Origin of the sequence: Pontibacter russatus, from assembly GCF_009931655.1 — a bacterium.
In the GTDB taxonomy this organism is placed as follows: Bacteria; Bacteroidota; Bacteroidia; order Cytophagales; family Hymenobacteraceae; genus Pontibacter; species Pontibacter russatus.
The window spans coordinates 3964115-3983384 of record NZ_CP047984.1 but is presented as its reverse complement, the minus strand read 5'-3'; the positions used below and the strand labels follow the sequence as shown (position 1 = coordinate 3983384).

The following is a 19270-nucleotide window of genomic DNA, read 5'->3' as shown; positions in this document are numbered from 1 at the left end:
AGGGCAAATAAGCTATATTTACTCTATAAACTGATGCAAGCACGATATGATACGAGCCAACGACCCAGCCCTCCACTCCTGGATAGAGATAGCCGCTGACAGCGAATTCCCCATCCAGAACCTGCCCTTCGGCATATTCAGCACACCCGAACGGGACCCGCGCGTGGGTGTGGCCATTGGCGAGTACATCCTGGACCTGTGCGTGCTCGGCCGCCGTGACTTCTTCGTGCTGACTGACCTGGACCCAACCGTGTTTCACCGCCCTTCCCTGAATGATTTTATCGCCCTGGGCAAGCCTATATGGCGGGCGGTGCGCAACCGGGTGTCGGAGCTGCTGCGCAACGACAACGACGAGATAAGCGGCAACAGCGACCTCATTCGCGATTGTCTGGTAAAGCAGAGCGATGCCGAGTTGCTGATGCCCGTGCATGTGCCCAACTACACCGACTTTTACAGCAGCCTGCAGCATGCCACCAACGTCGGGTCCATGTTCCGCGGCCCTGAAAACGCGCTGCTGCCCAACTGGAGACACCTGCCGGTCGGCTATCACGGCCGCGCCTCCTCTATCGTAGTGTCTGGCACCGCTATTCACCGCCCCAAAGGGCAAACCAGGGCCCCCGATGCGGCGGCACCCACCTTCGGCCCCACCCGACAACTGGATTTTGAATTGGAAGTAGCCTTTATCGCGGGCAGGGAAACAGCGCTGGGGCAGAGCATCACACCATATGAGGCAGAGGATTATATCTTCGGTCTGGTGCTGTTCAACGACTGGTCGGCGCGCGACATGCAGGCGTGGGAGTATCAGCCACTCGGGCCGTTCCTGGCAAAGAGTTTCGCCTCTTCCACGTCGCCGTGGGTGGTGACGCTGGATGCGCTGGAGCCGTTCCGGGTGAAGGGGCCGGAGCAGGACCCCAGGCCGCTGCCCTACCTCGAGTTTCTGGGCAGTCGCCACTACGATATTAATCTGGAAGTGCTGCTGCAGCCACAGGGCAGTGGGCCTGTCAGCATCAGCCGTACCAATACCAAACACCTGTACTGGAGCATGGGCCAGCAACTGGCGCACCAAAGCAGCAACGGCTGCAACCTGCAGGTAGGCGACCTGTATGCATCCGGCACCATCAGCGGCCCCGGCAACGGCTCCTATGGCTCAATGCTGGAATTGACCTGGCAAGGCACGCAGCCGCTGCAACTGCCCGATGGCTCGGAGCGCCGGTTTCTGGAGGATTATGACACAGTGATTATGCGCGGCTTCGGGGAGCGGAACGGCATCCGGATTGGCTTTGGGGAGCTGAAAACACAGGTGCTTCCCGCCATATAGCAAGCGCGAAGCAAATGACTATTGCATCTGCAAGCACAAAGAAGCGCCCCGGCACCAGGCTATATATAACCTGGCGCCGGGGCGCTTAAAAGTTTATATGTTCAGCTTTCGACTTAAAGCTGGCTTTTATATCTGGCAGAGGCGTCCAGTTCCTCATACTTAGAGTTCTTGCTGATATACTCCGGCACCATCTCCTTCATCTTGCTCACGAACCTGTAGTCGTCGTTGCTTTTGTTCAGGCTCAGCAGCTCTCGTATATCGCCCTCTACCTTGGCATACTTGTATTTTCTTACCCGCGATATTTTTATTTTGTCGTGGTGTGTGGGTATTGTCAGTTCCTCTTTGTTCAGGAGTTCCTCGTAAAGCTTTTCACCCGGCCGCAGCCCGGAGAAAACAACATCTATATCCACGCCGGGTACGAGCCCCGCCAGTCGGATCATCTTGTGCGCAAGGTCAACGATTTTCACCGGCTGCCCCATGTCAAAAACGAAAATCTCGCCGCCATTGCCCATGGTGCCTGCCTCCAGCACCAACTGCACCGCCTCCGGAATCGTCATAAAGTACCGCGTGATGTCGGGATGCGTCACCGTGACAGGGCCTCCCTTCTCAATCTGAGAACGGAAGTGGGGAATCACAGAGCCGTTGGAGCCGAGCACGTTGCCAAACCGGGTAGTGATAAATTTGGTCCTCGGTGTTGTGCTGATGCCAAGGCCTGCCGTATTCGTCTCGAGCAGATCAACCCCGTTCAGCGACTGCGTGTAGATTTCGGCAATGCGCTTGGAGGCCCCCATCACGTTGGTTGGGTTCACGGCTTTGTCTGTCGAGAGCATAACGAACTTCTCCACATCACAGCTCACGGCCAGGTCTGCCAGGTTCTTTGTACCCAGGATATTGGTCAGTATGGCCTCTGACGGGTTGTTCTCCATCATAGGCACATGCTTATAGGCAGCGGCATGGTACACTATCTCGGGGCTGTAGGCTTTGAAAAGCGTGTACATCCTGTCGAAGTTCTTGATGTCACCGACACAGATGCGAACATCCGCATTCGGGAACTTCTCTTCCATTTCGAGCTGCAGCTGGTGCAGGGGAGTCTCGGCCTGGTCGCACACCACCACCATTTCAGGGTTGTAATGCAGCACCTGCCTTACGATTTCGGATCCGATGGAACCAGCACCGCCGGTTACCAGTATCCGCTTCCCTCTCAGGTCGCTTGCCACCATCTCGCTCTCCAGGTTAATCATGGGCCGCTGCAGCAGGTCCTCGATGCGGAGGTCTTTCAGCTGGTTCATCTGCAGGTGCCCCGACATCCACTGCGCAGTTGGCGGAACGGTCAGCACCTTGATGTTCAGCTCCAGGCACTTGTCTATCAGCTGCTTCCGGAGCCCTTCCCGCAGGTCTTCGTTCATCATAATCAGCTTGTCGATCTGGGCCTTGCGGTGTAACCTTCCGATCTCGCTGGTATGGTAGATTCTTATATGGTGGATGCTCTTGTTAGCCTTTGTCTGGTCCTCGTCAATAAAACCCACTACCACAAACTTACCGAGTCCGCTGGTCTCCAAGGCTTCTTTTACCAGAATGGAACTGCTGTTGGCGCCATATATGAGTACATTCTCTTTCTTCTCTTTACTACTTCTCTTCACAAAAAAAAACACGCTTTTGGTGCCGATTCGCAGCATAACGAGCAGGCTGGAAGAGATGAAGAAGTTTACCAGCAGTACAAGGTATATGTTGTTTGACTCGATGTGGTACATGGAGGAAATCACCAGCGCCACGATCGCGCCATATACGACGCTTGTTGTTAGTACTGCCAAGAAAATTCTGTAGATGTCTACTGTGCTTGAGTACCGGATAAGGCCCGTGTGAAGACGCAGGTTATAAAATACGCTAAGGGATACGAGGCAGTACACTCCTATGTAAATTAGGAAGTGCCCTCTTAGAATGTGGGTAAACTCAAACTGCCAGATTAGAAAATAAGAAAGGGCAAATGACCAACTCGCTATTACCTGATCTATCAGCAGGATTATCCAGTTAGGAAGGGAGTTTTTGAGTAGAAATACTTTCATGCTATTTTAATTTTAATCATATTATAAGTCTCCGATGGACATAAACCATATTATAATGCTTGGTATTATTCCGAATCGGAACTCTGTATACGCTTAAATTCAAAAAACGTCATATATTTTCAGGCATAAAATGCTCAAATTATATATACCCCTCAAAAAGCCTGTTTAAAGCAAATGGAAAGAGTTTTTTCTGAACTATCACGTCAAAAATATTCCCGCCGGCAGCGGAAAATCACCTTAGATCTTTCTCTATATATAAACTCAAAAATATCAGGTAACTGCTATACGCTTTATGGGCAAGTAGGATACCTGATGACAAAGTTCAATTTCAGGTTTCCTACAGAACCTCTTAAAACATGGTCTCTCCTGTGAATGTGCCGCAGGCCAGCCTGTGCAGCGACTGAACTAACGGGTGGCAAGGCAGTACCCCGCGGATGGAGCAGAGAGCAGCTAACGCATGCAGCACATATTGCGGCAAACGGCAAGTTGCTCTTCACCATCAACCACCCGCACATAGCATACCCTCCAGACAAGATGCGCCATAGCCCACCTGACCAGTGTGGCGATGTTTGCTTAAGCCGTTACCGGAAGGCTGAGACAATCTTTAAGGATGTGAATCACCTTGCTGATATCTGTCTCTGGCAGGTTGGAGCCAGACGGAAGGCAAAGGCCTTTTTCGAAAAGTCGCTCGCAGGTCCCGTCGCCGTAGAAGGGGGCGCCCGCAAAAACGGGTTGCAGGTGCATAGGTTTCCATAGCGGCCTCGACTCGATGTTCCGGCTTTCCAGCGCCAGCCTGATCGTCTCGCGGCTCACGTTCGCGTCCTTCAAATCGTCTATCAGCAGGGTGCTGAGCCATCTGTTGGAGAAGTAATCCTGGTTCGGTTCTTCCTGCAGCCGCACCTCCGGCAGGAAGCGGAAGGCCTCGCCGTATAACTCGAAGTTTCTGCGCCGTTGCTGCACCCGCAGCGGCAGCACTTCCATCTGCCCACGCCCGATTCCTGCACAGACATTGCTCATGCGGTAATTGTAGCCTATATGGGAGTGTTGGTAGTGGGGAGCCGCATCCCGTGCCTGCGTCGCCAGAAAGCGTGCCTGCTTGATCCAGTCCTCGTTGGCAGAAACCAGCGCTCCCCCGCCCGAAGTGGTGATAATTTTGTTGCCGTTGAAGGACAGGATACTCATGGCCCCGAAGGTGCCCGCAGGCCTCCCTTTGTAGGTAGAACCCAACGCCTCAGCCGCATCTTCTATTACAGGTATCTCATATCTGTCTGCCACCTCCATGATGCTGTCCATATCGGCGGGCATGCCATACAGATGCACCACGATGATGGCCTTTGGCTTGCTGCCTTTTTTTATGCGGTCCTGTATGGCGGCCTCCAGGAACACCGGAGACATGTTCCAGGTTTCCTCTTCGCTGTCCACAAACACAGGCGTGGCCCCCTGGTACACGATGGGGTTGGCCGACGCGGAGAATGTCATGGATTGGCACAGCACTTCATCGCCCTGCTTCACGCCCAGCAGTATCAGGGCCAGGTGGAGCGCCGCCGTGCCGGAGCTCAGCGCCGCCACATGCACCCCGTTGCCTAAAAAGCCGGCAATGTCTTTCTCGAAGCCGTCCACGTTGGGGCCGAGCGGGGCAATCCAGTTGGTGTCGAAAGCCTCTTTTACGAAGTTGAACTCGCTCTCGCCCATATGCGGGGACGACAGCCAAATTTTCTGATCCATATTTCCTGTGTTACTCATGATACTTAATTGGTTTTGCGGGCACGCCCACTGCCGTGCAGTTGGCCGGAATGTCGCAGATTACCATGCCCATGCCGCCCACGATGCTGTTTTCCCCCACCCGCGTGCCCTGCACGGTGGCCGAGTTGATGCACATCTCCGCGCACTCCGCTATATAACTGAAGCCCGCCAAAGATACCCCAGGCGCCAGCGTGGAGCACTTTGCCAGCGTACAGTCATGCCCAACGGAGCAGTTCATGTTAATGATCGAAAAGTCCGCGATGCTGGTGTTGTAGTCGATGGCCGCCCCCGCATATATAATTACGCCCTTACCTAACGTAATATTGTGGGAGAGGTACGCATGTTTGGAAATGAGCGGCGGGAATGTGACGTTTGGATATGAACGAAGCCTCTCAACTATGCTTCTCCGGGTGGCAGGCTTGGCTACGCATATTGCCACAGCAACCTCTGACGAATAATCGCGCAACTTATCAATCCCCCCGATAACCCGGTGGCCGTAGCACTCTTTCCCGGCTTTCTGCGGGTTGTCATCGAGAAACCCCTCCAGCGTATACTGATCTCCCACGAACTCCTGCAGGTTGTTTGCGACAGAGCCGCCCACTCCCCCACACCCGATAATGAGCAATTTCTTCATAGTGATACCCGAAGGCAAGTCTGTGTTATGTGGCTTAAATACTGTCTCCGCCTGCCGTTTCTTACCTCAGCGTGCGCCTGTATATATAAACGAAGGAGGCTTACTTTTTCGTTAGTTTTCAGCTGGTGCTACTGGCAGCCAGATGCATTTGTTCTTCAGGTGCCGTGCCTCTGAACGGCGGCATCGTGACATGCTCTTGTGCGCTTATCCCCTCTCTTTTCATCACCTTCAAGAGTGTTTTATAGAGTATCTTCAGGTCAAGCGCAAAGGATTGGTGGTCCACATACCAAACGTCATAGGTAAATTTCTGTTCCCAACTTATCGCATTTCTGCCGTTTACCTGTGCCCAGCCGGTAATGCCGGGCCGCACCTCGTGCCTGCGCAGTTGAGTGCTGTTGTACAGCGGCAGGTATTCCACCAGCAAAGGGCGCGGCCCCACAAAGCTCATATCTCCCTTTAATACATTGATGATCTGCGGAATCTCGTCCAGGGAAGTCTTCCGCACGAAACTGCCCATAGGCGTGAGCCGCAGTTCATCAGGCAGCAGCTTGCCGTGCTCGTCCGTCAGATCGTTCATTGTCTTGAATTTAAAGATTCGGAAAAGCCTCCCCCCTTTGCCAGGCCGGGTCTGGCGAAAGAAAACCTTCCCCCTGTTGGCCACAGCAAGCCCGGCGGCAACCAGCAGAAATACCGGAAGCAATAAGATGATGGCCACCACGGCCAAGGCAACATCAAGAATACGCTTCAACAGGTTTGGGTACATACGCTGCACTAAACAGTTTTAAAGACGATAAATATTTGTTGGCGAGCACCTCGCGGTCAAAGTTTTGCTTTGCAAACGTGTAGCCGTTCATGCCTTCCCGCCGGATTCGCTCGGGGTCTGCCATGTACTCTGAGATCTTCGCCGCAAAATCAGCTGGGTTCTCAGGCTCCACAAACACGCCGGCCTCCGCTTTTTCCACCAGTTCCCTCGACACGCCGTCTATCGCCATCAGAATCGGTTTCTGGCAGGCCATATAGTCGAAGGTTTTATTTGAATACACCGTTTTGAAGGTGTCGGCCTTCTTCAGCACCGACGCGCCCATATCTGAGGCGGATATATACTTGAACACATCGGCCTTTGCGACCGGAGCAAGGAAGAGCACATTGTCCAGCCCCATGGCTTTGGACTGCGCCACAAGCTTAGCTTTCTGCATACCGTCCCCAATCAGCACGAACAAAGCAGGGGTATGGCGCAACAGGTCCGCTGTTTCGAGTATCTGCTCCAGGTGGTTTGCGACGCCATGTGCCCCTACGTATGTAATAACAAACCTGTTCTCCCAGTTGTGCTCCCTCCTGAAGGCCGCGGCGTCGAAGCTGCCCAATAAACTGTCGGACAGGCTGAAGTCTGCCGCATTCGGGATAAAAATGACTTTGCCGGGGTGTATGCTCTTTTTCTCAATCAGGGCCTGCCGGAAGGCGGGCGTGAGTACATTGATGAGCGCGGCTTTCTCATAGATGAACGCCTCCAGCCAGTAGGCCGCTCTGATAAACAGCTTGTTGGTGACAACCCCTGTGTCAATCGCGGACTCCGGCCAGAGATCGCGCACTTCAAAAATAAAGGGGACGCGCTTTGCTTTTGCCATGATGTAGGCCGATATGCCGATCGTCAGGGGAGGCGATGTCACCAGAATGACATCGTGTTTCCCCTCCACCTTAAACAAGCCCGCCCACAGGGAAGAAAACATAAAGGAAAGATACCCCCAGAGCCGCCCGACAAAGCCGGAGTTATAGTTTTCCGAGACGTGGGTGCGCCACACCGTGACCTTACCCTGCTTTTTCTTCTTCACCCACCGGCCCCGGTATTCCTCCCGCTTCTGCAGGCCATTGTAGTGCATCATGCCGGCGATAACGGTTATCTCATGCCCCTGGTCTGCCCACTGCCTGGTCATCTCATTAAAGCGGGACCCTCCCGGATCATCTTCTTCCAGAAAGTACTGATGTAGCAATAAAATTTTCATATGACTAAGTAATTTGAATCAGGGTTTGAATTTGCCGGCTCTCGCTCGAGACCACCATCTCTGTGCAGGCTTCTTTGGTGCCGTAATACACTGATTGCCAGCCCTGCTTTTCCGAAGGAACCGCTTCTGCAGACAGCGGCCGTACGGCAACCTCATCGGAAAAAGCCGTGTGCCACATCTGTTTCAGTATATGCCCCCCCGGCAAGCCCTGCACCTCGTCCTGCACGAACCAGGTGTTGCTTCCTTTCTTCTTCTTTACCGTGCGGGTGTGCGTTATATATTTTGAAAGATGCCCGAACGCTTTAATGGTGCCCTCAAAAACATAATATGCTGTGTCTTCAGACAACCTCACGTTCGTGGCCTCAGACCAGTAATACCAGATAAACCTTTCCCCCTTCAGCATCTGGTCAAGGTCATCCACCATCACGGTGTTATGCGACTGCGTACCGTTGAAGTACCGCTTTAGCTCCTGCGCGGTGTTGTATTTGTAGCTGCCGGCGTCGTGCAGCATGTTCTGCTCCCCCACCCATATATCAAGATGCAGGTTGTCGGCCTGGCCGGGCCTGTCCCTGTACCTGGCGCACCTGATCAGGCTCAGCGTGTCCCCGTCTCTTATCAGGTAATACCCTCCTATCGGGAAGGATATGATGCCCTGCTCCTGTTGCAATGCAGAGAATCTCTTGCCTGCCTGCCTGCCGATGCCGAACCAAGCTGCCTCCTCTTCCCATGCTCCCGCACCACTATATAAATTCTCCCCCGTCAGCAGCACATGCAGCGCGTTGAGCTGCGGCCTGTAGTCGGTGTAGTCGCTGCCTGAGAACTGAAAGAAAAGTGCCCCGTCGTTTGCTCCTGTGTTCGGAAGCCTGCCCGTGGTCAGCTGCTGGCACTGCAGCAGGAAGTTCACCGATTTGTAGGCGCCCTCATACATTTTCCCGGACAGAGGCCTGCCGTTTTTCTCAGCAAGCGAGAGCACCAACGTGAGCACCTGCACCACTACCCGGTGGTAGTTCATGCTGTGCTGCAGAAAGGTGCCGTCGTCATATACTTGGTACGCTACTTCTTCCTCCAGCCATTTCCTCCCCCGCGCCGACCATTGCTTTGTCTCCGGGATGAACGGAAACAAAAACTCAGAAAGGCAAAGCAGGGCGGTTTCTGTGATGGCGTGGTTGTTCCGGACCGCTATACGTGAAAAATCGATATGATGGTACACGTGGTGCAGCTGCCAGTAGATATAATGCTGGTAGCTGTGCCATCTTTCGTCCGTCAGGGCTGGTGAGCCTTTGTAGAAATGCAAGGCAAAGCACCAGTTAAACAGGCGCAGCGATATTTCCTGGCTGCACCTGAAGTTCGGGCCGCAGTTGACCGGGTTAGCCTTTATCCAGCTGTCAATCTCCGAGAAAACCCACTCGGCGCTGTCCTGCTCAAAGTGGTAGTCGTAGCGCAGAATGGTATGCAGGTAGCTGAACCTCGACTTTTCCCACACATACTTGATATCCCCTGCGGCTGGGTTCAGGTCGCTGATCTGGGACCAGTGCTTGGTGTTGTCGTAGCGGAAGCCTGAATCCGGGTTCGTCAGCCAGTCATAGCTTTTCCCGAGGTCATATAATTGGGAGCTGAAAAAGGTCATTTTACCTTCGAGAATCTGCTCCGCTTTCTCCTTCAGTGCCGATGCGGGGTTCTTCTCCAGCTTTATATCGCGCCTGTCTTCAAAAAGAAAGGTGCCGGCGTCAGCGCGCCACTGCTCCAGCGGGATAAAGCTTTTGTGCGGCTGGTTATCGGGGAACCGCCGCTTCAGGACACCCGCTTTTTTCTCCAGTTCGTGCCGAACCCGGTAAGCCACGTAACGCGGCCCCATGTTCTTCAAAAGGTGCACTACGCCTGTCCCTATGTTTATCATTTAATGTTATTCAAAATCCTCGCGCGCGCAGCTGCTGCATGTATGCCTTATATAGGCAGTAGTTGCTGATGAGGTATACGGACGCTGTATCTGTTGGCTACGTTGTAACTGCGCTCATGCAGTTAAGGCAGGTCTGCGGTTTCGGGCTGGTGCAGGTGCAGGAGTGCCTGCACAATGCGTTCTGCCGTCTTCCCATCCCATAGCTCCGGGATGCCTCCTTCTTTCCAGCCACCCGCGAAAAGCACCTCCAGAGCCTCTCTCAGCGCTTCGCTGTCGGTGCCAAGCAACTCGTTGGTGCCAATGGTACAGGTTTCAGGTCTTTCAGTAGAGGTTCGCAGCGTCATGCAGGGCACGCCCATCACAGTGGTCTCCTCAGTTATGCCGCCGGAGTCGGTGATAACGCCTTTGGCATGCTGCACCAGGAAGTTGAACTCCAAGTAACCAAGCGGCTCCACCGTCTTCACGTGGTTGGTGCTGATGCCAAACTTCTGCATGTTGTTGCGGGTGCGGGGGTGAACCGGGAAAATAACCGGCAGTTGCTCCGTGCCTTCCTCCAGCACATTCAGCAGCCTTGCCAGTTGCTCTGGGTCATCCACATTCGAAGGGCGGTGCAGCGTCATCACCAGGTACTCCTTTTTCTTCAGGCCTAGTTCATCCCAGAACTGGGGTGCCCGGAATTTGGGCTGCTGCTTCAGGAGGGTGTCTATCATGGTGTTGCCCACAAAGAAAATCCTGTCGCGGCTCACGCCGGTGCTTAGCAGGTTCTGGTTGGCCGCCTCGGAGGTAGTGAAAAAGTAGTTGCTGATGCTGTCCGTCACCATGCGGTTTATCTCTTCCGGCATGCCCCAGTCTCCGGAGCGGATGCCCGCCTCGACGTGCGCCACTGGCACACGAAGCTTTTGTGCAGTAATGGCACAGGCCATGGTAGAGGTCACATCGCCCACTACCACCACCAGGTCTGGCCGGTGGTTCATCAGTTCTTTCTCAAACCGCACCATGATGGCTGCGGTCTGCTCTGCCTGGGTTCCGCCGCCCGCCTCCAGGTTGGCGTCCGGCTCCGGGATGCCCAGTTGCTCGAAGAAGTCACCAGACATTTTTTTATCATAATGCTGGCCCGTATGAATCAGTCTGTAGGAGATGGTATGTCCTTCAAGCGCAGACTTTTTAATCGCCTCGATGATAGGGGCAATTTTCATAAAGTTAGGTCTGGCTCCGGCAATAATAGTTATAAGCATATTCTTAAATATAAGTAAACGTAATTCTGTTTCGGCTATGAGGTTCAGAATGGTTGACAGGTCGGGCCTGTCAAGAGGGCACGGTTGGCTAGCAGGTTAAGAAACTAACTCAAAAGAGCCTGCCTGCATAATAGCCCCAGGCTCATTGGGTAATCTTAACGACGATCCTGAGTTTGTAAGGCTGGCTCCCTATTCTCCCGCAGCACATAATCAAATGCATCCAGAAAACCTTTTACCATCACATCTGACCGTAAGTTACGATCATAATAGTTGAAGCCTCCCGCAGAAAGCTCGCGCTGTAAACTTGCATTATTGCAGATTTCCTTCAACAACGCGGGCAGTTCCTCTTCCTCATCCTCATACAGCAGGCTGTTGGAGTTATCACAGTACTCAAACTCCGGGGCATGCTTCCTGTTTTTATTCGTGATGACCGGAACGCCATATGCGAAACTGTGCACCACCCCAAGCCCGACATGATTGGGAGAAACATATGCAATAGCCCTGGAGAATTTTTCTTTCAGATCTGCCTCATTGAATACGCCGGGCTCGAAAATTACCTTGTCCTGCAGGCCATACTTTTCCGCGGCCTCCCGCAATATCAAGGTATCCCCGTCTCCAATTATTCGGATCATCACGCTCTGCGGAACGTCCTTTACAATAGTGGCAAAGGCCCTGATGAGCACATCCACCCCTTTTCGCTCCTGGATTCTGCCGACATAAAGCAGATCAGTTTTCTCCACCTCCTCGGATCTCCCAGCGTTAGCTATGTGCAACGTGTTTCTGGCTACAAACATTTTCTCCGCTGGAATACCATGCTGCTGAAAGTCCAAGCACCCGCTCTGCGTATAGAAGATTACGGCGTCTGCCCATTTGGCGAAGTAAATTTTGGCCAGCCTGGCTACCCAGTAATTATTGGTTCTTCCGAAACCCTGGCCCCATAAGATGTACTTGGCCTTTCTGGGGGAAAACAGGCTGTAAAACCAGCTCGGCCTCCAGAGGTTGAAAGAGAATACAACCACATCATAATCATCCTTCAGGTGGCTTACTTCCGGCAAAAGCTTGAACATGCCAAATTTCCTGACCTTGGCCTTCAGTTCGGTAAAATAATAGCTGCCTTTAGTGTGCTGCTCGGTATGGATCACATCGCATCTCTGCACACGCTCATCCTTAGCTATCTTTTCCAGTATCGGAACACGGTAATGTAACAGCCCTAATTCAAATACAAATAATACTTTCATATATGTTTGCTAGTTCGCTCTAAGCAGAACGGCTTCCTTCAGTTGCCTCTCAAAGTGGAGGATACACTTACAAGAGTGCAGGAGGAATGGAAAAGCTGCAGCCCGCTTTCACAACCTGCTTTTCTTCAGGCGATTGTTAAATCTATATACATCCCTTCATCCTGCGTCTGCATGAAGTTTCAAATTTACGTGTTTTTGACTTAACCGCCGTCCGGGTGTCGGTTTAGCCGATACTGGTTGTCCTGGCCTTAACCCACATTCTACTAGAAGAAGCTTATTTGTTCAACGCCTGCTTTATCTCTTTCGCATACTCCACAAGCATCAGGTCATATGTGGCGGCATCGTGTACAGTACCGTTCAGGTGGTTATCTATCCCGTTCAGGTTACTCAGCCGGTTGCTGGCATTGTCCCACCAGTAGGCACCCGCTGTCTTATAGCCATCCAGTGCATATGATGAGATGAATCGGATATAGCTTGCGAGCACTTCTTTCTGGATAATCTCCCCCCGTACATTTTATCGCCGGTGTGTATGCGGTGCCAGATGAAAGGCGTGACCGGGATGTTAAACTTTTTGCCATATACCAGCGCAGCATCCAGGTTATTTTTCAGATACTGCAGGTTTCGCTCATGCCCCACGGTTTCATCTGCATGCACCATATAGATAGAGGGGGCTATAAAGTCGACTTTGGACAGAAGATTGTCGAACTTCCCGGCGGGATTGTAATTATCGATCTGCCATTTGCTCCAGGTCCGGTAAGGAATCCCGTAGTAGGAGAGTTTCAGGTTCGGCCTGAGTTTCCTCACCTCCTCCAGCAGGGCTATCAGTTTCTCCTCGGCTGCTTTAAAGCCGCTGTCTGTGGCCGGGAGGTCACGCAGGGCCTTGTATGGGCCCGCCTCCCAGTCGAGCACCAGCATGCCCTCGCTCTGCATGTCCGGGAACTTCTTATCCAGAAAACGCTTGATACGGGCCAGGTCAAAGTTGGCGGGGTCGTTCGCGTAAACGATGCTCCCCTGGGTCATGATGTCTATATCCTCTGTTATAAACCCGTTTGCGGCGAAGTAGGCCTCCGCCTTTGCATCGAACCTGCTCGGGTAAGCATAGATAGTGAATGGCTTGCTGGCCTGGCCAAAGCAGGTAAAAACTATCAACTGGCAGAGAAACAGCTGGATGATAAGGGTTACTATTTTACTCAAAGCGGACTATTATTATAATTTATATCAAGAACGTCAAAATAATATATATGTTTTATAAAATAAATTTTTGTATTACAAAACCTCTTAATATATTGGTAATCATTACCTTAGCAACACCTCACATACCGTACAGGTTACCATATGCAAGCCTCTGCCAGCACTGGAGAATTCTTTCCTGTGAATAAATTTTAGTGGCTGCGACTGCTATATATGCCAATCCCGCCCAGGCAACAAAGCAGATGCGCCACATATAGCGCCCGCTAAGTATAGTAGCGGGCGCTATATGTGGCGCATCTCTGCCTGTTACTGAACCAGGAGCTTCCCTACCTTGCTGGCAGACGGAGAGGCCGCCCTAATGAAGTAAAGTCCGCGGACAGTGCCTCCGTCTAACGTAAGTTCTATCTTTCCGGCTCCGGTGGCATCTGTCACAAGGTCCTGCGATTGAATCAGGCGGCCTGCCATATCCATGACGGTCACAGTGACCGGCTCGTTTTGACCGAAATTCTCGATGTTCACGAACACTTTCCCACCAGAGGTCGGGTTCGGATATATCTGCAGACCGGAAGCATTGCTTTCGAAATCCTGCTGCTCGGCGCTGACCTGCGCTGTCGCAAGCGTGTTTGGTATCACTTCTATCGCTGAGATAATGGCGTTGTCCTTCACCGAGGTGAAGTCAATGGAGAGTTTTCCGTCTGTCACTGACACATTGCTGTACGTTTTGACAATTGCCTTACCGGCTCCTTCCTGGGCATAAATATCGAAGTTGCTGAGTACCCTTTGCCCTTCAACATCCACATGGAACACGCGGGCACCAGTCAGTCCTGTTGTTTTCCCACCGGGCGCCCCAAAGTACGGCTCCAGGAAATGGAGCTTTACAGTGTAGGAGCCGGAAGTGCTGACAGGTATCTGATAGCTGAAAGGAACTCCGGAGGAGGCATACCGGTAGTGGAGATAAAGCTGATCATCCACTGTACCCGCCACATCAAATGATTTTGATGCTGTAACGCCGCCAGTAGAGTAGCCGTCTGCTCCCCAAGTGCGGTTCTGCGAGTCTGTATACTCATCGCCGCCAGCGTTTATCCTGTCTGCCACGGCTGTCTGGTCCGCTCTGAGCAGGGTAATGCGCGGCTGGCCCTTGCCATTCCCGTCAAAGTACTCTGATATATAGAGGTTCCCGGTAAGCACATCCTCGACCACGTCCAGTGGGTTTGCGAACGGGCGGCGCAGACCTGGAATTTTGATGCCCTCTGTGGCCTTGATGATATCCTTATTCGTTACGCCGGGCTCCAGCACAATCAAGTCGTCTCCGCCGCTGAAGCGGCATACGAGTAATTTGCCCTTTAGCTTTCCACCGAATGCGCTGCTCTTGTATTCTATCACGCCATTCGGGGAGATGTTCATGCCAAAGTCGTAGGCCCATCCCCTGAAGTTCGGTTCAATAGGCGTGCCCACAGGGTAGCCGTACGCCACGCCGTCTATGTTCCAAACCACCTCTCCCGGGTCCTTCCGCTCTGTCGGGTTGCCTCCATTCAGTATATACTCGTGGCGCAGCGTATTGGGGTGTCCGTAATACCCGCCTTTGGCAACCCTGTAAAGGTAGTCGTTCTGCGAGATGCGGACATCATTCATGGCCGCGATATCCGCACCACTATACACCTGCCCGTTAGACCAGGTAGTTCCAGACGCAAGCGCCGGGGTATTTCCTCCAGCGGCAGATCCGTTGGTGGGCACATACAACTCCCCGTTCGTATGCCACACAAGGTCATAAGCGTTGCGCACGCCCGACGCATATATGGTCAGGGGAGCGCCCGCCGCATAAGGGTTGTAGGTGCCTCCCTCTGCGGTTTTCACATTCAGCGGCAGTGCCTGCTGCTCTGCCTTCGCTATATCCAGGCGCAGCACGGCGCCTGAAAGCAGCCTTTCCGGCCGCTCTCCCCAGGCTAAGTCAGGTTCTCCCATGGCCGTATTACTGCCCTGCACGACATACAAGGCGCCATCCGGTCCAAAATCGATGGAGTTGACAGAGTGATCTTTGTAGGAGCGCGGCAGGTTGATGACATAATCTTTCACCTGCGGGTTGGCCGGATCGTTCAGATCGATTTTAGATATTTTGCTGGACCATTCTTCCGCGTTGTTGAAAGACCCTGAGGAGTGGCTGACCCAGGCTACCAGATTTCCTCGGGTAGCTGCGGGGTCAAACCTGAACCCGATCAGCAGACGCGGGGTGGTCCCGAACAGGGTAATGGTAACCTGGTTGGTGAGCGTTCCGTCTGCGGCGATGTCCCAACGCACGACTTTCCCCTCCGAGGTTGCTGCATACAGCCGGTGGTCCGGCCCAATTGCCAGGCTCGTGAACCCGTTGGTGCCAAAGGAATTATCGATCAGAATCTGCTCCGTAAAAGACACCCCCACTAATTCGGTCGGGGTTTCGGGGACGGAGCCGGTTGTGGTAAAGCGGGAAGAAAAAGGTATCATCGCGTACCCGTTGCCGTCCTTGACCTGGTCCGTAATTATAAACTCATATGTGGTGTTTGGCTTGAGTGACGCTGAAAGCGTTATGGCATCGCCTGCGGCCGTCGCATTCACCGCGGTTCCTGTCACCTGTTCCCCTCCTCCGAGAGCAACGGTATATAGCTTTACAGTGTTTGTGTTCACAGTATTGCCGTTTATCGATTTGCCGCTCGGGAATGCTAAATCAACCGAGACAGACTTGTCTAGAGGCACATTAGTGGCTCCGGGAGCCGGACGTACCGCGGTAACATAGGGCCGCAGCGATGTTTTCACACTGAAGTCGTCGAAGGTGTAGGTGACGGGGCTGGAGCCGTTGCGGTGTGTGGCGAAGATTCCGGTAAAGACGGTGCTGCCGGTCAGGCCCATGCCTGAGATGCTCAGCCCCGGCGTGGAGTAGTTTTGTCCCACGTTCACATACGTCACCCCATCGGTGGAATAAAAGCCCTCGGCGGTACCCGAGGTAGGGTCCACCTCCAGCCGCAGATGCACCACCTGGTTATTCAGGCCGCTGATGGTACTGGTAATGCGCTGGTCGGTCTCCGCAGTGCCGGAATCATCGTTAAACTCGCGCCGCATTTCTACCTTGTTGCCCGTAACAGCTAGTTTAAGGTAGGTTTTGTCGTTTAGCCCAAACCATACCCCCGCCTGCTGGGAAGCGGTGCCGTAGTAAGGGTTAATCAACGTCGTCTCGACCTGCAGTTGCCCCCTGCTGTTTACCTTTACCCCCAGCGCATTGAGTTGGTTGTTGCTGGACAGAAAGGCGATTCCCTTGTTGGTGACCAGTTGCAGCTTCCCGGAGGCTACTGTCAGCTTTGATGGCTCATAGCCAGGTATGTTGGTGTTGCTCGGTGCTCCGTCAGCTGTATTGCGCGTGCCTGAGTAAGCATCCACCATGGTGAAGCCTGTGCCTGAGCCGTTTTTATCTGGAACAGTATTGCTAATGCTTCCCCCAAAGGTAAGGTTGACCGGCAGGCTAAGCTGCACCTGTGAACAAGCAAGCATACTGATGGGATAACAGGCGTCAGGCTGTGTGTCAGCACTCTGAACGGTAACGTTAACCAGATCAGGGGCACTGACTGCATCCTTGTCATCCCTCACTACTAAACTGAAGGTATAACTGCCCGCCACAAGGCCGCTCACAGTAGGCCTCGCAACAGTAGTGCTGCTAAAGTTAGCCGCATTAGGCCCACTTTCCTGGCTCCAGTTGTAGTTGACGACTGTACCGTCTGTATCCGTGCCTGAACCATCCAGTGTTACATTATCCTGGGGGAGTGTGATTGTCTTGTCCTGGCCTGCATTGGCTACAGGGGCCTGATTTTGATTGGTTGTGGCGGCTTTTGCTATCACAAAGTAATTATTCTCTGCCCCTGCGGCCGGACTCTGCTTGTTACCGCCCAGGCTCACCGCGCCCGCCGGGAAGCTCTTGCTGTAGATGTTCATATAGCTGATCTTCGAGTCGTTGACACCCACCCGGTCAGTGAGCTTCTGCCAGCCCGAGAGCCAGGAGGGCAGCGCCGTGGCGCGCGGGTCATAGGCTACGTACACCGTCGCGCTCTCGCTCAGGTTGAAGGAGAGCAGCGAGGAGGCCGTGCTGTTCTTGTCGTCGTTGGCTGTCCGGATGAAGGGCGCTCCGCTTAAGGAAGCAGGCACACTGGTTATTTTATAGGTGCGGTCCGTGTAATGAACAGCGCCTACTGCCAAATTTTCCAACATGTAGCTCCGCCCGCTGCTGGCCGATATGTTAGATATCAGGCCTGTAGAGGGCTGCGACTGCGTGAAGTTGGCGGTGATGGCCTTGTTGCCGCTCATGGTCACCGACAGCGGGTTGGACGTGCCGGTGGCGTCGCCGCTCCACCCGCTGAACGCATATCCGGAAGCTGGCGTCGCCTCCAGGATAACGCTGGCACCAGAGGAATAGGTTGCCTGGTTCGGGTTTTTGGTTACTGCACCGCTTCCTGTGGTGGATACTGACAGCGTATATTGCTCTGATCCGGTGGCCTTAGCCATCACAAAGTAGTTATTCTGCGCCCCCGCGGCCGGGCTCTGCAGGTTGCCGCCCAGGCTCACCGTGCCCGCCGGGAAGCTCTTGCTGTAGATGTTCATATAGCTGATCTTCGAGTCGTTGACACCCACCCGGTCGGTGAGCTTCTGCCAGCCCGAGAGCCAGGAGGGCAGCGCCGTGGCCCGCGGGTCGTAGGCTATATATACCGTCGCGCTCTCGCTCAGATTGAAGGACAGTAATGAGGTGCTGGTATTCCATTTATCATCATTGGCCGTCTGTACGAGCTCTGAACCGGATAGTACAGCAGGAACGCTTGTCACTTGGTTCGTGCGGTCTGTATATGTTCTGGCACCTACTGCCAGTGCGGTTACAGTATAACTCTTTCCGGTACTGGATGTAAGGTTACTCACCAGTGGCGACGACGTGCTAGGATTGGCCGAAGTGCCTGGGGCAGTAATAGAGAAGTTGTCGAAGGTATACGCTACTGGCTTTGAGCCATTGCGGTGTGTAGCGTAAATTCCGGCGTGGGCGGTGCTGCTGGTCAGGCCCGCTCCGGCAATGCTCAGCCACGATATGCTGTATGCCTCCCCTACATTTATAAAGGTGGTTCCATCGGTAGAATAAAAACCCTGTACGGTGGCATTGGCAGGATCTATCAGCAGCCTCAGTCGCACCGCACTGGTATTCAGGCCGCTGATGGTGCCAGTGATGCGATGATCAGCGGAGCCTGTGCCTGCCGATACATCATTTATCTCCCGTCGCAGTTCCACCCTGTTTGCAGTCACGGCAAGTTTTACAAACGTCTTGTCATTCAGGCCGAACCATAGGCCGGCCTGTTCAGCGTTGGCACCGGCATAAGGGCTTATGAGCACGGTCTCCACCTGCAACTTGCCGCGGCTGTCTACCCGCACACCCAAGGAGTTCAGTTGGTTGTTGTTCTCCTGGTAGGCAATTCCTTTGTTTGTCAGGATTTCAAGCTTCCCCGCCTCCACCTTCAGCTTAGACGACTCATACCCCGGAACAGAGGGATCGCTGGGTGACCCGTCTGCAGTCAGCCTGGTGCCGGAATAGGCGTCTACCAGGGTAAAGCCGGTACCCAAACCATTTATATCCGGAATACCGACTTCGCTCGCCTCAAAATCCAGCCTAAAGGGCACTGCCACAGGAAGCTGGTCGCAGGGGAGCATGCTGAGTGGGGAACAGGGAGTGCCTTCGGCCAGGCGCGCAGCCTTCGCACTGCTTGTATGCGCCACTTTCAGGCGGGGTTCTCCAGCATCAGTTCTTGAGGATATCGCAGTACTGGTTGCATGCGCACGGGAAACCGTGGGCGGGAATACCGTAAAAGAAGCCAGCAGTATAAGTATTAATATAATGAATTGGGGCTTAGGCACTACGACCGGGTGATTGGTGTCGTTGTAATTTTCTTTCATCTGGA

General features: G+C 53.4%; 11 protein-coding genes. 1 reads left to right on the top strand and 10 read right to left on the bottom strand.

Features of this window, described 5'->3' with window-relative positions; genetic code table 11:
- Window positions 1–46 precede the first annotated feature (46 nt).
- Window positions 47–1318 (top strand): fumarylacetoacetase, encoded by a 1272-nt coding sequence (gene fahA / locus GSQ62_RS16520; protein ID WP_161890535.1) that lies wholly within the window; start codon window positions 47–49, stop codon window positions 1316–1318.
- A gap of 113 nt (window positions 1319–1431) precedes the next feature.
- Here fahA and GSQ62_RS16515 read toward each other — a convergent pair whose 3' ends face one another.
- The 10 genes from GSQ62_RS16515 to GSQ62_RS16470 form a co-directional block, all read right to left on the bottom strand.
- A complete protein-coding gene (locus tag GSQ62_RS16515; RefSeq protein WP_237586722.1) occupies window positions 1432–3129 on the bottom strand; it encodes a polysaccharide biosynthesis protein in 1698 nt (565 codons plus the stop codon).
- A gap of 825 nt (window positions 3130–3954) precedes the next feature.
- A complete protein-coding gene (locus GSQ62_RS16510; protein WP_161890533.1) occupies window positions 3955–5106 on the bottom strand; it encodes a DegT/DnrJ/EryC1/StrS family aminotransferase in 1152 nt (383 codons plus the stop codon).
- 10 nt (window positions 5107–5116) lie between these two features.
- Entirely contained in the window at window positions 5117–5758 is a 642-nt protein-coding gene (locus tag GSQ62_RS16505) for a NeuD/PglB/VioB family sugar acetyltransferase (protein ID WP_161890532.1), read from the bottom strand.
- Window positions 5759–5876: 118 nt separating this feature from the next.
- Entirely contained in the window at window positions 5877–6521 is a 645-nt protein-coding gene (locus GSQ62_RS16500) for a sugar transferase (protein ID WP_161890531.1), read from the bottom strand.
- Window positions 6490–7758, bottom strand: a complete 1269-nt coding sequence (locus GSQ62_RS16495; RefSeq protein WP_161890530.1) for a glycosyltransferase family 4 protein — start codon at window positions 7756–7758, stop codon at window positions 6490–6492. The genes GSQ62_RS16500 and GSQ62_RS16495 overlap by 32 nt, the downstream gene beginning before the upstream one ends.
- A gap of 4 nt (window positions 7759–7762) precedes the next feature.
- Window positions 7763–9655 (bottom strand): alginate lyase family protein, encoded by a 1893-nt coding sequence (locus GSQ62_RS16490; RefSeq protein ID WP_237586712.1) that lies wholly within the window; start codon window positions 9653–9655, stop codon window positions 7763–7765.
- A gap of 122 nt (window positions 9656–9777) precedes the next feature.
- On the bottom strand, window positions 9778–10890 hold the full coding sequence (wecB, locus tag GSQ62_RS16485; RefSeq protein ID WP_161890529.1) for a non-hydrolyzing UDP-N-acetylglucosamine 2-epimerase: 1113 nt from the start codon (window positions 10888–10890) through the stop codon (window positions 9778–9780).
- Window positions 10891–11045: 155 nt separating this feature from the next.
- The gene (locus GSQ62_RS16480; protein WP_161890528.1) at window positions 11046–12128 is read right to left on the bottom strand and encodes a glycosyltransferase family 4 protein; all 1083 of its coding nucleotides are present in this window, start codon (window positions 12126–12128) and stop codon (window positions 11046–11048) included.
- Window positions 12129–12515: 387 nt separating this feature from the next.
- A complete protein-coding gene (locus GSQ62_RS16475; protein ID WP_161890527.1) occupies window positions 12516–13322 on the bottom strand; it encodes a hypothetical protein in 807 nt (268 codons plus the stop codon).
- Window positions 13323–13625: 303 nt separating this feature from the next.
- The gene (locus tag GSQ62_RS16470; RefSeq protein ID WP_161890526.1) at window positions 13626–19088 is read right to left on the bottom strand and encodes a malectin domain-containing carbohydrate-binding protein; all 5463 of its coding nucleotides are present in this window, start codon (window positions 19086–19088) and stop codon (window positions 13626–13628) included.
- Window positions 19089–19270 lie beyond the last annotated feature (182 nt).

What these genes read in the sequence shown, in the direction of transcription:
- fahA (WP_161890535.1), top strand. Translation starts at nt 47, where the DNA reads ATGATACGAGCCAACGACCCAGCCCTCCACTCCTGGATAGAGATAGCC.
- GSQ62_RS16510 (WP_161890533.1), bottom strand. Translation starts at nt 5,106, where the DNA reads ATGGATCAGAAAATTTGGCTGTCGTCCCCGCATATGGGCGAGAGCGAG.
- GSQ62_RS16505 (WP_161890532.1), bottom strand. Translation starts at nt 5,758, where the DNA reads ATGAAGAAATTGCTCATTATCGGGTGTGGGGGAGTGGGCGGCTCTGTC.
- GSQ62_RS16500 (WP_161890531.1), bottom strand. Translation starts at nt 6,521, where the DNA reads ATGTACCCAAACCTGTTGAAGCGTATTCTTGATGTTGCCTTGGCCGTG.
- GSQ62_RS16495 (WP_161890530.1), bottom strand. Translation starts at nt 7,758, where the DNA reads ATGAAAATTTTATTGCTACATCAGTACTTTCTGGAAGAAGATGATCCG.
- GSQ62_RS16490 (WP_237586712.1), bottom strand. Translation starts at nt 9,655, where the DNA reads ATGATAAACATAGGGACAGGCGTAGTGCACCTTTTGAAGAACATGGGG.
- wecB (WP_161890529.1), bottom strand. Translation starts at nt 10,890, where the DNA reads ATGCTTATAACTATTATTGCCGGAGCCAGACCTAACTTTATGAAAATT.
- GSQ62_RS16480 (WP_161890528.1), bottom strand. Translation starts at nt 12,128, where the DNA reads ATGAAAGTATTATTTGTATTTGAATTAGGGCTGTTACATTACCGTGTT.